General features: G+C 51.9%; 15 protein-coding genes. 7 read left to right on the forward strand and 8 right to left on the reverse strand.

Translation table 11 applies throughout. The features are described 5' to 3' along the window. Positions 1–29: 29 nt before the first annotated feature. From M2120_RS00505 to M2120_RS00520, 4 genes are all read right to left on the reverse strand, one after another. Complete coding sequence (locus tag M2120_RS00505) at positions 30–1,466, reverse strand: APC family permease (RefSeq protein ID WP_280796783.1); 1,437 nt, start codon at positions 1,464–1,466, stop codon at positions 30–32. A 128-nt stretch (positions 1,467–1,594) separates the two neighbouring features. Next, complete coding sequence (locus tag M2120_RS00510) at positions 1,595–2,953, reverse strand: LLM class flavin-dependent oxidoreductase (protein ID WP_280796784.1); 1,359 nt, start codon at positions 2,951–2,953, stop codon at positions 1,595–1,597. A 2-nt stretch (positions 2,954–2,955) separates the two neighbouring features. Then, positions 2,956–4,167, reverse strand: a complete 1,212-nt coding sequence (locus M2120_RS00515; protein ID WP_280796785.1) for an acyl-CoA dehydrogenase family protein — start codon at positions 4,165–4,167, stop codon at positions 2,956–2,958. Between the two features lie 9 nt (positions 4,168–4,176). After that, on the reverse strand, positions 4,177–5,403 hold the full coding sequence (locus M2120_RS00520; protein WP_280796786.1) for an acyl-CoA dehydrogenase family protein: 1,227 nt from the start codon (positions 5,401–5,403) through the stop codon (positions 4,177–4,179). 127 nt (positions 5,404–5,530) lie between these two features. On the opposite strand from M2120_RS00520, the gene M2120_RS00525 reads away from it, so the two are divergent. Next, a complete protein-coding gene (locus tag M2120_RS00525) occupies positions 5,531–6,904 on the forward strand; it encodes an LLM class flavin-dependent oxidoreductase (protein WP_280796787.1) in 1,374 nt (457 codons plus the stop codon). Here the strand turns inward: M2120_RS00525 and M2120_RS00530 are convergent. Beyond that, entirely contained in the window at positions 6,901–7,419 is a 519-nt protein-coding gene (locus tag M2120_RS00530) for a flavin reductase family protein (RefSeq protein ID WP_280796788.1), read from the reverse strand. The two genes, M2120_RS00525 and M2120_RS00530, sit on opposite strands and share 4 nt — an antisense overlap. 248 nt (positions 7,420–7,667) lie before the next feature. On the opposite strand from M2120_RS00530, the gene M2120_RS00535 reads away from it, so the two are divergent. Genes M2120_RS00535 through msrB form a run of 4 tightly spaced genes read left to right on the forward strand, consistent with a single transcriptional unit; the run spans position 7,668 to position 10,934 of the window. Further along, positions 7,668–8,513: an ABC transporter ATP-binding protein gene (locus M2120_RS00535; protein WP_280796789.1), complete on the forward strand. Its 846-nt coding sequence runs from the start codon at positions 7,668–7,670 to the stop codon at positions 8,511–8,513. A 45-nt stretch (positions 8,514–8,558) separates the two neighbouring features. After that, positions 8,559–9,620: an aliphatic sulfonate ABC transporter substrate-binding protein gene (locus tag M2120_RS00540; protein WP_280796790.1), complete on the forward strand. Its 1,062-nt coding sequence runs from the start codon at positions 8,559–8,561 to the stop codon at positions 9,618–9,620. 30 nt (positions 9,621–9,650) lie between these two features. After that, positions 9,651–10,496, forward strand: a complete 846-nt coding sequence (locus M2120_RS00545) for an ABC transporter permease (RefSeq protein ID WP_280796791.1) — start codon at positions 9,651–9,653, stop codon at positions 10,494–10,496. Between the two features lie 33 nt (positions 10,497–10,529). Then, the gene (msrB, locus tag M2120_RS00550; RefSeq protein WP_280796792.1) at positions 10,530–10,934 is read left to right on the forward strand and encodes a peptide-methionine (R)-S-oxide reductase MsrB; all 405 of its coding nucleotides are present in this window, start codon (positions 10,530–10,532) and stop codon (positions 10,932–10,934) included. 3 nt (positions 10,935–10,937) lie between these two features. Here msrB and M2120_RS00555 read toward each other — a convergent pair whose 3' ends face one another. Then, the gene (locus tag M2120_RS00555; protein ID WP_280796793.1) at positions 10,938–11,453 is read right to left on the reverse strand and encodes a hypothetical protein; all 516 of its coding nucleotides are present in this window, start codon (positions 11,451–11,453) and stop codon (positions 10,938–10,940) included. A 100-nt stretch (positions 11,454–11,553) separates the two neighbouring features. On the opposite strand from M2120_RS00555, the gene M2120_RS00560 reads away from it, so the two are divergent. After that, positions 11,554–12,846, forward strand: coding sequence for an O-acetylhomoserine aminocarboxypropyltransferase/cysteine synthase family protein (locus tag M2120_RS00560; protein ID WP_280796794.1), 1,293 nt, complete (start codon positions 11,554–11,556; stop codon positions 12,844–12,846). Further along, positions 12,846–13,412 carry a CoA-binding protein gene (locus tag M2120_RS00565; RefSeq protein ID WP_280796795.1) on the forward strand — a complete coding sequence of 189 codons (567 nt, stop codon included), beginning with the start codon at positions 12,846–12,848 and terminating at the stop codon, positions 13,410–13,412. The genes M2120_RS00560 and M2120_RS00565 overlap by 1 nt, the downstream gene beginning before the upstream one ends. Here the strand turns inward: M2120_RS00565 and M2120_RS00570 are convergent. After that, a complete protein-coding gene (locus tag M2120_RS00570) occupies positions 13,409–14,206 on the reverse strand; it encodes a class II glutamine amidotransferase (RefSeq protein WP_280796796.1) in 798 nt (265 codons plus the stop codon). The two genes, M2120_RS00565 and M2120_RS00570, sit on opposite strands and share 4 nt — an antisense overlap. Before the next feature lie 9 nt (positions 14,207–14,215). Next, entirely contained in the window at positions 14,216–15,349 is a 1,134-nt protein-coding gene (locus tag M2120_RS00575) for a glutamate--cysteine ligase (protein ID WP_280796797.1), read from the reverse strand. Positions 15,350–15,392 lie beyond the last annotated feature (43 nt).

The raw sequence follows: 15,392 nt of genomic DNA on the forward strand, positions 1-15,392 counted from the left end.
GGACCGATTCCCCTTGTTCGTGAACTTCGTTAGGAGAGTTCCACATCCTTCTTGACCGCAGCCAAGACGGGTCCAGCAATGAAAGCCAGGGCAATAATGATCAGCACACCGAAGGAGAAGGGGCCATAGGACTCTTCACCAACCAGAACAGGTAGGTTCTGCAGGATGAGGTAGAGGAAGAAGAGAAGACCGACAAGTCCAATGACTGGTGCGATAACTGTCTTCCATGCACTGAGGTTGTGCTTGTCCTTACGGAAAATACCAAGCACTGCAACGCTGGTGATAACCAGAAGCAGAACGATACCAACCGAAGAGATTCCACCAAGCCAGGTGTAGAACTGGACGATGGGATCCAGGCCAAGTGCAACTGCTGCAGCGAGGAGAACCGCAACGATTGTGGTTGCTACAACAGATGCACGAGAAGGCGATCCGTGCTTTCCGTGTGCTTCAGAAAGAGAGTGTGGGAGCACACGGTTAGCTGAAAGCGAGAAGATGTAGCGCGACACAATGTTGTGGAACGACAGAATGCAGGCAAACAAGCTCGTTACAAAGAGAACCTGAATGATGTGGCCACCCACAACGCCAAGGTACTTCTCAGTGGTCACAGCAAGAATTCCACCAGGGTTTTCTGAGGCGATTGCAACAACTTGGCTCTGTCCGTTTGCAGATACGAGAACCCAGCTGGAAACAGCATAGAAAATCCCGATAGCAATCAGTGAGATGTAGGTTGCACGAGGAATAGTGCGCTCAGGATCACGCGCTTCGTCGCGGAAGACAGCAGTTGCTTCGAAACCGATGAAGCTGAGGATTGCGAAGAGGATACCGAAACCGGGAGCTCCAGAGAGAATCTCGGTGGGGTTGAAAATTCCGTTGGAGTAACCCTCGGGTCCACCACCGCTGAAGACGACGACAGCATCGAGAGCGATAACGATCAGAACTTCAGCAATCAGAAGCACGCCCAGGACACGTCCTGAAAGCTCAATTTTGCGGTAGCCAACCCAGGCAACGACCACGAGGCCTAGTGCAGCGTATGCCCACCAGGGAACTGCAGGAAGACCATATGACTCGAGAAGACCATCGAGTGCTGGACCGAACAGACCGAACACACCAGCTTCAAGAGCGAGGTAGGAGAACAACGCTACGAAAGCGGTTCCGATACCCGGAGCACGTCCAAGTCCCTTGTCGACATAGGCGTAGAACGCACCAGCAGACTTAACGAAAGGCGTCGCAGAGGTAAAGCCCACTGCGAAGAAGAGGAGTACGACGGTTGCAATCACGAAGGTAAAGGGGAAACCTGCACCATTACCAAATGCGATACCGAGAGGGACGGGTCCACCGATAACACCCAGCGGGGAAGCTGCAGCGACAACGATGAACACAATGCTTGCCACGCCAAGAGTTCCACGAAGCTTGCGAGTATTCTCGGTCGCTTTCGCAGTCTCGGGGGCTGTGAGAGTGTCAGCCATGATTATTTCCTTTGTTCAATAAAGAAGGGGTTTATTGAACATTAGGTAGTTCATTCAGGAATGGAAAATGTGCTTGTAACAAAAGGTTTCATGGCTCAACATGACGTAATAAAAGAACAGGAAATCCTTTATTTACGGATGTTTTGCGTAACCGGAGTGTTAATTCGCGCAGTGTTTCCTGTCAGCTTTTCACGAAGTGTTCCGGGTGAGTATTCGGTCTTGTGGCGTCCACGCTTTTGCAATTCAGGAACGAGAAGACCAGTTATCTGTTCCCACGATTCTGGAACTGCTGCAGCGGCCAAATTGAAACCGTCCACGCCGGTTTCTTCGACCCACTCTTCGAGCTGATCCGCAACGGTTGTAGGAGAACCCACGATCACTGGACCGTCTCCGCCGACACGTGCGTAGTCAGCAATTTCGCGAATGGTCCACTTCTTGTCGGGATCTGCTTGGCTGAAGGCTTTAACTGCTGATTGGATGGCGTTGCTTTCCTGATCTTCGAAAGTACTATCCAGCTTGAGCTTGGAGAAGTCAATGCCGGTCCAGCCGCTCATCAAGGTGAGAGCACCCACTGGTGAGGCAACCTCGAGGTAGCTTTCGAACATTTGTTGAGCTTCAGCATCTGTCTCTGCAACGATTACGGTTTGCTGGTTCAATATCGTGGCTGAACTGCGCTCACGGCCGGCATCCTCTAGTGCTTGTCGAATTCCCGCAACTTGCTTGGTGAGAACGGTTCGACTTGGAGCTGCAACAAAGATTCCTTCGCCGTGCTTGGCAGAAAATTCCAAACCTCGTTTTGATGCCCCAGCCTGATAGATCACAGGTGTGCGTTGCGGGGAGGGCTCACTGAGGTGAATGCCTGGAACCTTGAAGAATTCACCCTCGTGATTGATGGGGTGGACTTTGCTCGGTTCGGCATAAACACCTGTTGCCTTGTCGGCGATAACTGCGTCATCTTGCCAGCTGGTTTCCCAGAGTTTGTAGCAAACCTCGAGGTATTCATCTGCGATGTCGTAACGACGGTCATGTGCCTCTTGAGCGCTGACACCGAAGTTGACTGCACCGCTATTGAGATAACCGGTAACCACATTCCAGCCCACGCGACCCTTAGTGAGATGGTCGAGCGTGCTCATCCGTCGCGCGAAAGGAAAGGGGTGTTCGTAGGACACTGCGGCTGTCATGGCGAACCCCAGATTTTCAGTTACAGATGCCATTGCTGGAATAAGCGCGAGAGGGTCATTCAGTGGTACTTGCACGCCACCACTGAGGGCAGCATCTGAGTTACCGCCATAAACGTCATAGACACCGAGCACATCTGCCAGGAATAGCGCATCAATCTTGCCATCTTCCAGAGTCTTGGCCAATTGCATCCAGTAGTCCAGATCCAGATAGCGACGAGCTTCATCTCGTGAATGACGCCAGACACCAGGAGAGAGGTGACTGAGAGTATTCATGCTGAACGCATTGAGTGCAATGTAATTCGACATGGTTACTTGTCCTTCTGTGGTCGTCCAACGCCGATGTACCACTCGTAAGGAGGCTCTGCTTGGTTCACGAGCCAGTCCCCAACGATGCGAGCTTTGAATGCAACGGGGTTATGTGAGGTAACTGTTCGAGCATTTCGCCAGTGACGATCCAGCGCTTGGGAAGTGGAGACCGCTGAAGCGCCTAGTCCATCAAAAAGATTTGTTGACGCTTCAAGGGCTAACTTGGTGACGACAATCTGTGCCTCTGCCGACTTCAGTTCAGCTTCGCGCTTGGCGTCCGCTTCACTTTCAGTTCCGTGAGCATCTGCAGCTTCCTGTAAAGATTCAGCAGCGGCCACAACAATGGCCTCTGCAGCGGAAGCCTGAGCGGCAATGCGACCGACAACTTCTAATACTTGGGGGTCATGACGTGTTTCGTCGTGGTTTCCGTGGCTGAATGTGCGTGAACGGTTAGCAACCTGACTTGCTGCATCTTGTGCCGCTGCGCGAGTGATTCCGGCAGTGACAGCAACCAGAATTAATTGGTAGAGAGAAGTCTGGTAGCTGAAACGATCTGAAAAAACATAGACATGCTTTCCTTGAACAGGAGCCTGGGTAAAGACAGCAGTCCCACTTCCAGTAAGTTTTTGCCCAAAGCCGGTCCAGTCGTCAGAAATTTGAATGAGTTCAGTATCTGTACTGACAATTGCTGCCACTTCCACACCATCTGGCCGTAGGGCGTTCGTGTCAATCCACTCCGCGAAGATACTTCCGGTTGTGTAGTACTTGCTGCCTGTGATGGTGAAGTCGTCACCGTTTTCGGTGAGTTTGGTGCGAACGTCACCTAATGCAACTGTTCCGATTTCAGTCACAGCATTACCAACTAGTTCACCCTGAGCAAACCGGGTAAGCCATTCGTCACGATCCTCGGAAGGGGCGGCCTGAAGGCGATCTTCAACAAAAGCAATGTGTCCCCGGAACGCCTGTGGAACATGTGGATCAGCTGACGCCAACTCAACCAAGAGCTTGAAAAGTTGGGGAAGGGATGCGCCATCGCCACCGTATTCTTTTGGAACACGAACGCCCGTGAAACCTGCTTCTTTGAGCCACTGAATTTGTTCGGTGGGGAGTGTTCGGTCGAGTTCTCGTTGAAGAGAGTCTTCAGCAATTCGTGAAAAAACAGGGCGGTACTTTGCTGCTAACTCGGCAAAGGTAGGAGTCTCGTTGGTCGACATTGTGACTCCTTATGTGTAGAGAGAAACGGGTGCAACAGCACCGGTGAGGAAGTTTGCGCCCACTTCGATTTTTTTGTAATCGACAGGATCGTGCAGAGAGTGGGTGCGAATGTTTCTCCAGTACACATCCAAGCCAATGCTGGACTTGGTAGCACTAGCTCCAGTCACCTCATAGACACGGTTGGAAACTTCGATGCCGACTTCAGTCGAAATTACCTTGAGCTGAGCAATGCTGATTTCAAGACGTGCACGATCCTCGGCAGTTGTAGCTGCGCTGAGTGCAACAGCATCGTCATAGCTTCGGTTGAGTTTGTCGGCCAATGCCTCTACAGCAACAGTCTTGGAAACCAATTCGCCGAAAACTCGGTGAGTGATGGGATCTTCTGAATAGCGATCGACGTTGCTGAGGAACCAAGAATTGGGACGTGCCAGAGTCAAAGCCTTGGCTTGGTCAAGTGCACCTTCTGCAATCCCTAAGTAAATGTTGCCGAACAACAATTGAACACCTGGAGTAACCACAGAAGAGAAAGGTTCCTCTTGATCGATTCCGATGATGTCAGCAGGTGTGATGACAACATTATTGAATCTGACAGAGCCACTTGCAGAAGAGCGTTGACCTAAGTGATCCCAGTTGTCTAGGTGCTCCACACCGGAACGTTTTCCATCGATAGCGAAGATGAGAAGTTCGCCATCGAATTCGCCGCCTTGAGCAACGCCGCATGAAATTACGATGTCCGCCACTGCAGCACCGGTGGCAAAATGCTTGAGACCACCAAGAATGTAGTTATCTCCGTCAGCAACCAAGCTGAGATCTGGACTGACCGGGTTGAAAGCGTCGCTCCAAATCCACTTGTTCGATGAACTCTTGGAAAACCAGTGCGCTTGCTTCGCCTCATCTGGGCCGTAGAAGGTGATGCAGGCCTGGTTGAGATAGTGATATCCCAGGATTTGAGCAATTGAGGCATCAGCTCGAGCCAAGATACGGGTAATGAGGAAAGCGGTTTCCCAGTGTCCACCGCTACCACCAAATTCGGCGGGAACGAGAAAGTTTGCCAAACCAGAATCGCGCAAAACCTGGAGAGGACCAAATGGAGGAGTACTGTGCTTGTCACGCTCGAGAGCATCGATAGAAATCTTTGCTGCCACTTCCTCGGCAATATTGCTCCAGTGTGCAATTTCCTCAGTAGTTGCATTGCCGGTCCAGGGGCTACGTGTGTATGTGGCAACAGTGCTCATGATGATCCTTGAGTTCAGGGTTATTGACGCTTATTCATCTTCTCTAGTGCCGTAACAAAGCGCATTCTCAAAAGAAACACAAGGTAACTCAAGGAAAAGGAATGCTGTCCTGATGCAAAAATGCAGCATGCCCAAACAGATACGTTTCAATGCCTTCGACATGAGTTGTGTAGGCCACATTTCTGCAGGAACCTGGCGTCATCCAGATGATCAGGCGTATAGATATACCGATATCGACTACTGGACCGAACTTGCGCAAACACTTGAAAATGGTATTTTCGACGGAATATTCATCGCTGATGTTTTGGGTACCTATGACGTTTATGGGAACTCCCATGACGGTGCACTAGCAAAAGCAACACAAGTCCCTGTGACCGATCCGTTGATGGTGGTCTCTGCCATGGCTGCGGTAACAAAGAATCTTGGTTTTGGTGTTACTGCTGGAACTGCTTATGAGCACCCTTATCCATTCTCACGTCGTATCAGCACACTGGATCACTTGACGAAGGGTCGGGTGGGGTGGAACGTCGTGACGGGATATTTGCCATCTGCTGCTCGCAACATGGGAAACACCGATCAGTTAGAACATGATGCTCGTTATGACCATGCCGATGAATATCTCGAGGTTCTCTACAAACTTTGGGAAGGTTCATGGGAAGACGATGCCGTAATTCGCGATAGGGAATCAGGCATCTATACAGATCCCGCCAAGGTGCATGACATCAACCATCACGGTAAACATTTCACTGTTCCTGGAATTCACTTGGTTGAGCCATCCCCTCAGCGCACGCCCGTGATTTATCAAGCCGGTGCGTCTAAACGTGGAATCACATTTGCTGCTGAAAATGCTGAAGCCATTTTTGTGGGGGCGCCCTCAAAGGAAACTCTCCGCACACAAGTTACTGCTCTGCGGGACGGACTGGAGGCTGCAGGTCGCGATAGATATGCCGCCAAGATATACACGATGCTCACCATTGTTGTGGATGAAATCAGTGAAAAAGCACACGCTAAACATGCAGAACTCTTGAAATATGCAGACCCTGAGGCGGCACTTGTACTGATGTCGGGGTGGATGGGCGTTGATCTCTCTGAATACGAATTTGAAGCACCCGTTGGTTACATCAAGAGCAATGCAATTCAGACAACTGTCGATGCGTTCAAGCAGGAATCAGATGAAGGCCGCGAATGGACTGTGCGAGATATCGCGGAATACTCAAAGCTTGGTGGATATGGCCCGGTTCTCGTGGGTTCACCTTCTGAGGTTGCTGACCAGCTTCAGGAATGGGCTGAAGCTACTGATGTAGACGGCTTCAACCTCAGTTACGCGATCACGCCAGGGTCTTTTCATGATGTTGTGAAGTGGGTAGTTCCCGAGCTCCAAAAGCGAGGTGTGTACCCAACTGAATATGTACCAGGAACTCTTCGCAACAAGTTGCATGGTCGAGGAGACCAACTTCCGCGTGAGCACCGTGGTGCTCAATTTAGTTACAAAAACCGCTAGAGCCTAGAGTGGTCACCGAGATGGTGCCAAGAACGGTTGTGGTACACCAAAGGATTTGACGCAGGATCCTCGTCAGGAATATCAGCTTCGAGTGCGTGAACGGCAAAGACCGTTGAGTCCCCGATAGGCATCTTGTTAATGACTCGTCCACGAATACGTGCCTGAGCATTTTTGAAGTATGGCTCACCTGTAGGAAGCCGGTCCCAGATGGTGGTGTCTTCAAAACGGTTGATCCCGCTTGTTGCGCACAGTTTGGCAATATCAATGTGGTCAGACAGCAACAGGTGAACCACAACGGTATCTGCGGCATTCAGAGTCGGAGCACTAGAAGACGAGCCAGAAACCGAGAACACCAGCACAGCCGGATCGGCACTGACAGAAAAAACAGAACTTGCTGTAAGTCCGACAGGGCCATGTCCTGCATCTGCAGTGATGACAGCAACTCCTGCGGGGTGGTGACGAAATGCAAGTTTGAATTCTTCGGCGCTCAGTCCGTCTACGAGTTCAACTGTCATGGTATTTCCTTCGATTGATATGAAGTCAACGTTATGGAGAACTTTGCTTTACTTCAGGAGTCAGCTCAACCTTTCGTAACTTTCACGCCATATTGAGTGCCCAAAATTGATCAAATTTGCCATTTCGACACTTTTTCTCCTTATCGTTTTCGGCGTCGTCTTTCGAACTTGATGTAATCCTGCGTAACTCAGTTACAAACAATGTCGGCTGGTTTCATCTGCGACCGAGAGCTTTCTAATCTCGAGACATGGCCTCCTCCACGACAATGCCTTACGCTGTGACCAACACGGCGTTTGAGGTGCGCTTCGACGGTGTTGGGCGCAGCTTCACTGCAACCAACACCCGTCGAGGTGAGTCGGCTGAGCCTCGAATTGTTCTGCGCGACATCAACATCACGGTCAAGCCTGGTGAGCTTGTTGCCATCCTTGGAACCAGCGGATGTGGAAAGTCAACTTTGCTGCGCATTACCGCCGGACTCGACACAGGTTTTACTGGAAACGTCACCATAGATGGAACTCCCGTTGAAGGTATTGATTCTCGATCGGCATTTGCTTTTCAAGAACCACGACTTTTTCCCTGGCGCTCAGTTACACAAAACGTTGCTCTCGGACTTCCTCACGGCATCGACAAAGCAGAAGGTGAAGCACGCGTCGCTGAGCTGCTGGAACTTGTTGGACTGAGTGCTTCAGCTCACCATAGGCCACGTGAAATTTCAGGCGGCATGGCACAGCGCGCCTCTCTAGCTCGTGCACTGGCACGTAACCCTGGCGTGCTGCTCCTGGACGAGCCTTTCGGAGCACTTGATGCCCTGACTCGTTTGAAAATGCAGGATCTGCTCTTGGATATTCACGCAGCTGCACCTACAACTGTCCTTTTGGTTACCCACGACGTTGACGAGGCATTGCAACTGGCTGACCGTGTCATCTTGTTGGGACGAATGCCCGGGGAGCCCGGTGCGACCATCTCGGAATTGGTAACTGTTCCTGGTGGCCGACCTCGCGACCGTGGCTCCGCAGAACTGGCTGAACTCAGAGCACACCTGCTTGAGGGCCTTGGTGTTGATCGTCACACGACCAGCACTTTCAGCATCTAAAACTTCCTTTGCACATCACAAAATCCGAAAGATACAAAACACACCATGACGAAAATATCACTACTCGCTTCTGTCACAGCAGGCGTTGCTGCTCTCGCGCTGGTTCTCACCGGTTGCGCAGGGGAGTCCAAGCCTGTCGTTACTGAAGAAGCTGCTGCGGTTATCGACCACACCGGCGAAACTCTCAACATCGACTTCGCTACCTACAACCCTCTCTCGCTGCTAATCAAGAACTACGGCTGGCTTGAAGAAGAACTTGCTGACACGGGTATCAAGGTCAACTGGGTTCAGTCATTGTCTTCTGCTGACGCAAATGCCAAGCTTCTCGCAGGAGCTCTTGACGTGGGATCTACTGCAGGTTCTGCTGCACTTCTGGCACGTTCCAACGGTTCACCCATCAAGACTCTCGAGATCTTTGACCAGCCTGAATGGGCAGCACTTGCTGTTGGGCCTGACTCGACCATCAAGAGCGTGAAGGACCTCAAGGGCAAGACTGTTGCAGCAAAGAAGGGTACTGACCCCTACTTCTTCCTGCTTCAGGCACTCGAAGAAGCAGGCGTTGACCCAGCTACTGTGACCATTCAGAACCTGGCACACGCTGATGGAAAGACTGCACTGTTCAACGGTTCCGTAGACGCATGGGCTGGTCTTGACCCCATCCTTGCTGGTGCTGAGACTGAAGGTGCAAAGCTGATCTACCGCAACGTGGACTTCAACAGCTACGGGTTCCTGAACGGCACCGAAACCTTCATCAAGGAGAAGGCAGACATTGCTCAGGTTGTCACCAACGTGTACGAGCAGGCTCGTCAGTACGCGATTGCTAACCCCGACGCAACCTACGCAGTTCTTGCAGCAGCTTCCGGACTCACCGTTCCAGTTGCTAAGACTGTTATTACCGAGCGCACCGTCATCGACATCAACCCCATTCCTGGCAAGAAGCAGACCAAGCTCCTCAAGGGCATTGGCAAGGTCTTCGTAGCTAACGGAGACGTTGCTACCCAGGCACAGGTCGATGAGGCTTTGAAGACGCTCTACGACACCACCTTCATCAAGAAGTCCTACAAGGACATCGATGTGAAGGCGACCGAGGCTGCTGTAGCGAAGTAATTCGCCACGGTAAACACCAGGATACGAAGCATGAGCGCGACGACCGATCTCACACCTAGGGCACAAGCCCGAGGGAAGGCTGCCCGCCAGGGCGGGGGATCGGTTCGTCGTGCTCGCTTCACGTCCACCCGAGGGGGACAATTCCTCATTAGCTCCATCCTGCCGATAGCCATCTTGCTGGCATGGCAGCTCACGTCCAGCCTTGGCATTTTCACCGTGGGCCAGCTTCCATCACCTGAAATGGTGTGGCTTGCAGGAGTCGACTTGGTTCAACGTGGGCTTCTTGGCCCATTCATTGGCATCTCAGTTCAACGCGTATTGATTGGGTTCGCCATCGGTGCCAGCCTGGGATTGTTCTTCGGAGCAATCGTTGGTTTGGCACGAGTCTGGGACTTCTTCTTTGGTTCCACCTTCGGCGCTATTCGTGCCGTCCCATCTTTAGCATGGGTGCCCTTGCTGCTTCTGTGGCTCAAAATCGGTGAAGAGTCCAAAATCACCCTGATTGCTATTGGTGCATTCTTCCCCGTTTACACAACGGTTGCCGCTGCTTTGCGCCATGTGGACAAGCAGCTTGTTGAAGCAGGACGTGCTTTCGGACTTTCCGGAGTTCAGCTCTTCACTACCGTGCAGCTTCCTGCCGTAGTTCCTTCTGTTATTTCAGGTCTGCGCCTCGCCTTGGCACAGTCTTGGCTCTTCCTGGTCGCGGCAGAATTGATTGCTTCTTCTGCTGGTCTGGGTTTCTTGCTCCTTGATTCGCAAAACAATGGCCGAACAGATCGAGTGATTCTGGCCATCATCTTGCTTGCCGTCTTCGGCAAGACCACGGATGCACTTCTGGGATTGTTTGAAAAGTGGGCAGTTCGTCGCTGGGCGTAGAAGCTCACAGAGGAACAGGCTTAGAATTTCACCATGGCTTACGACGTAGAGAAGAACGACGACCAGTGGCGTGCAGAGCTTTCTGCTGAGGAATATGCGGTTCTGCGTGAAGCAGCAACTGAACGTGCCTGGTCTGGTGAGCTCCTAGATGAAGACCGTGCTGGTATCTACACCTGCAAGGCGTGTAACAACGAACTTTTCACCGCCGGAACCAAGTTCGATTCTGGTTGCGGGTGGCCTTCCTTCTACGAATCTGTTCGACCCGATGCTGTTGAACTTCGCCCAGACCACTCACTTGGTATTGAGCGCACCGAGGTACTCTGTGCAAAGTGTGGTTCGCACTTGGGTCACGTCTTCCCAGATGGTTTCGGAACCCCAACGGGAGATCGTTACTGCATGAACTCGATCTCGTTGAACTTCAAGGCCGAGGACAACTAGTCCCTAGCTGCGCAGAACTTTCACGTCAGCAGCACTCAAACCGGTATTAACCTTGAGCAGTTCTGGCGAGGGTTGAGTTGTTGCTGTCGTAGTGACGGCTGTGAGCAAGTGTGATGTTGCGCGAGCAAGACCTCGATAAGCGGCCTCTGCTGCAGCAGCCTCTGGTGAAGTGGCATCAAGACCTAACGCTGCTAGCTGATCAATCACAGCACCTGCAGCAAGGAGATCCTCTGTTGCAACACGGAGCTGACCATTACGGTTTGAACCAGCTGCAACAACTGCTATCAGAATTCTCTTGGCCAGTTTCACCTGCAGATCAATGACCCACTGAGCGGCAGCATGTGCTGTGCTGAGGTCAGCGCTGATGACAGCGGGACTTAGTGGGAGCTCAGTGAGGTTTACGTCACTACCGTCTTCCTTAATGGCATCAACCCAGACAATCACGTCAGCATCTTCACCAATAGCGTGGGCGCCTTGGGTGGCCCAATCAAAGCGAACCTGGTAGCGAGTTTGTTCCATGCACTTATTCTCGCCGAGTATCAGGAACACTGGTTGTTCATATGACGCTCTGTGACGAAGGCAGTGGGCGCGATTCATGAGTTCTCAATACCCTTGAGGCATGGCTGATCGCGAATATGGGTTTAAGACCCGCTCAATCCACGCTGGAAATATCCCGGATTCAACAACGGGCGCTCGTGCTCTTCCGATCTATCAATCCAGCGCTTTTGTCTTCGATGACACCGCCGATGCTGCAGCGCGATTTGCCCTGCAGAAGTATGGAAACATCTACTCGCGATTATCAAACCCCACGGTTGCTTCTTTTGAAGAGAGAGTTGCAAGTCTTGAAGGCGGTCTCGGTGCTGTGGCAACCGCCAGTGGACTTTCAGCGCAATACATCACTTTTGCTTCCCTAGTCGGGCAAGGTGACCACATCGTTTCTTCAGCAAACCTCTACGGGGGTTCCATTACTCAATTAGATGTGACCCTGCGCCGTTTTGGTGTGGAGACCACGTTTGTTCAGTCAGCAAATCCTGAAGATTATGCGGCAGCAATTACCGAGAAGACAAAGCTGATTTATGCCGAGACAGTAGCAAACCCTTCTGGCGAGATTGCGGATATTGAAGGACTTGCTGATGTTGCACACGCGCACGGTATTCCGCTGATTATTGACTCCACCATTGCCACCCCCTACCTCTGCCGCCCAATCGAGTGGGGTGCTGATGTTGTTATCCACTCCGCCACCAAGTTCCTAGGCGGTCACGGCACCACTCTCGGTGGTGTGGTTGTCGAGTCCGGTCGCTTTGATTGGAACACCGACACATTCCCTCTCTTTGATGAGCCGGTTCCTTCCTATGGTGGTCTCACCTGGGGTGGCAACTTTGGCGAGTATGCCTTCCTTACTCGTTTGCGTGCTGAGCAGCTTCGCGACATTGGGCCAGTTCTCTCAGCACAGTCTGCATTCACGCTCGCACAAGGAGTAGAAACCCTGCCATATCGTATGCAGGCACACATTGACAATGCGCGTGAGGTGGCCAACTGGCTTGCCCAGGACAGTCGTATTGAGTTTGTTAACTGGGCAGGCCTGCCCAGCCACCCACACTATGAACGGGGATTGAAGTATCTGCCCAAGGGTCCTGGTTCAGTCTTTAGCTTCTCGGTCAAGGGTGGCCGTGATGTGGGGCGTAAATTCATCGAATCTGTCGATCTTGCCAGCCACGTTGCCAACATTGGTGATGCAAAGACTCTCGTCATTCACCCTGCATCCACCACTCACGCTCAACTCACAGATCAACAGCTTCTGGATGCGGGAGTTCTTCCTGGCATTGTGCGTTTATCTGTGGGCATCGAGGATGTCGAAGACATCATCTACGACCTTGACCAGGCACTAACCAAGGCAGTGGAGGGGAAGTAATGGCTGACATCATCAATGCGCAGCTTGCCAATGGCCTCAGCTGTGAGCTTCCAGCTAATTCCCCGCTAGCGAAGCTTCTGAAGTCTCAGCGCACCTGGGTTGGACCAGATGCTAAAGCACGTCAGCGTATTCTCAACTCAGCAAAGTCCGTTGCAATTGTCGGAGCATCTCCAAACCCGGCACGTTCGAGTTATTTCGTGGGAACCTATCTTCTTTCCTCCAGCGATTACCGCGTGTATTTCGTAAACCCCAATGCCGATGAAATCTTGGGGGAAAAGGTCTATCCAGACCTTGCTTCACTACCCGAAGTTCCAGACATTGTGGATGTTTTCCGCAAGGGCAGCGACATTCCTTCCGTCATCGATGATGTTGTGGCAATCGGCGCAAAGACTATTTGGGTTCAACTTGGTATCTATAACGAAGAAGCAGCTCGTTATGGCGAAGAACAGGGCCTCACAGTGGTGATGGATCGTTGTATCAAGGTGGAGCACGCCAGGTTCCATGGTGGTTTGCACTTACTGGGCTTTGACACTGGTGTAATCAGTGCCAAAAAGCTCGAACGCTAAATACCAACTGTTTCGTACTTCAGCGTTTTCAAATCCACCGTCGTGACACTGTCGTGTTCCAGCGGTTCCCAGTCATCAATGTCTAACCCGCTAGAGGCAAAAACGATAGTGCCATCCACCCGCTGTTTCATTCGCATGAGGTAGTAAGAATCATCGTGGTCAGCAGGTAGGGTGCTTTTATCGATGCCGCGTTTGTCGAATTCTTCAACCGGGCTGGGTGCTCCGGAGGAGGCGTGAACTGCTATCAGTTGGGTTTCTGAAAGTAACAGTGCATTCAAACTTGAGGTGGGAAACATGGAGCGCAATGTTCCTGCGGCTTTCTGTGCAGCCTCGGGAAGAGTGCTTCCCTGTTCCCGATACGTCTGAATTAGACCAAAGTAGCGTTCACTATCCGTATCACCCTTAATGCCAGCGAGCACATTGGGGGAGAGGAGTTTCTCCACTGACTCCAGATCCGGAAATGAGCCATTGTGGGCAAAAGAAATGTTTCCCGACACAAAAGGATGAGTGTTTTCTGGCTCACAGGCCATGCCACCGGTGGCAAGGCGGAGGTGAATAATCTTGGCCGTTGCAGAAAAACGGCTCAAGGCATCCAGCAGTTGTTGATCTTCGAGTCCGGAAGTGTTTTGTTTGACTGACTCGAGTTCAACATCACCGGATTCATCAATCCACGAGGAGCCCCAGCCGTCGCGGTGAAGTTTGGCCATATCGAGGAACACGCGTGATTGAGCGCCACCGAGCACAGATGCCACCGTTCGGGGCACTGGAGCTGCATAACCCAGGAGTCGACACACGTGAAAACTCTACGACAGGCCGTCGCGCAATTCACGAGCCAGTGAGAGTGTCACTTCGCGCAGGTCGCCCTTGTTTTCTTCAAATACTGCGAGTTGGCGTTGGTAGCTGGCGCCTTTATCCAGAATCAGGTTGATGTTCTCAAGCTCTTGGGCACAGCTTAATTTTTCAGCTGTCGGACGAAGTTGAGTTAGGAGGGCATGGATATGTTCACGAACAGGAACTTCCGTGCCGTTGTTATCGATAATGATGATGGCATCAAGACCATATCGGGCTGAGCGCCACTTGTTCTCACGCACAAACCAGGGTTTGAGATGAGGAAGTTCTTCTCCGGCATCTATCTTGGCCGAGAACCATTCAGTCAGTGACTGTGTCAGTGCTGCAACGGCACCAATTTCTTCCGCAGTGGAAAGCCCATCACATGCTCGGAATTCGATGGTTCCCCACCTGGGCGCCGGGCGAACATCCCAGCGCACTTCTGAGACCACATCAATGATTCCTGTTCTGGTGAGGTCATCAACGTAGTGTTCGAAAGATTCCCAATCAGGTAAGTCATAGGGCAGACCAGCTGTGGGGAGCTGCTGGAACATCAGTGCACGGTTGGAGGCATAGCCGGTGGCTTCTCCAGCCCAGAATGGGCTGGAAGCCGAGAGTGCCTGGAGGTGTGGGTAGTAGGACAAGAGGGCATTGAGAAGAGGGAAGACTTTCCTGCGGTCTTCGACACCCACATGGACATGAATGCCCCAGATCATCATGTTTCGCCCCCACCACTGGGTGCGTTCAATCAGCTTGTGATAGCGAGCCTTGTTGGAAACCACCTGTTCCTGCCACTGGGCAAACGGGTGGCTGCCTGAGCAAATCAAATCGATATCTAGGGGATTAGTCACATGGCGTACTTCTGCCAATTGTCCGCGCAAGTCTTCAACGGCACCGGTGACGGTGGTGTGAACATCGGAGACCAACTCCACCGTGTTCATGAGAAGTTCTCCGGTAATGAAGGGATGGGCAGAGAAGTCGGGGCCATACAGCTCGCCTAAGACCTTATCTGCGACATTTTTCAATTCCCCAGATTGCTTATCAATCAGAGCAATTTCCCACTCGATGCCAACGGTTGAGCGGGCAGAAGGAGCAAAGGTGATGTTCACGTGTGCCCCCGAATCATATTGTGCAGGTTCGATGAAGTTCGAA

It is taken from the genome of Aurantimicrobium minutum, assembly GCF_029893825.1.
GTDB lineage: Bacteria > Actinomycetota > Actinomycetes > Actinomycetales > Microbacteriaceae > Aurantimicrobium > Aurantimicrobium minutum_C.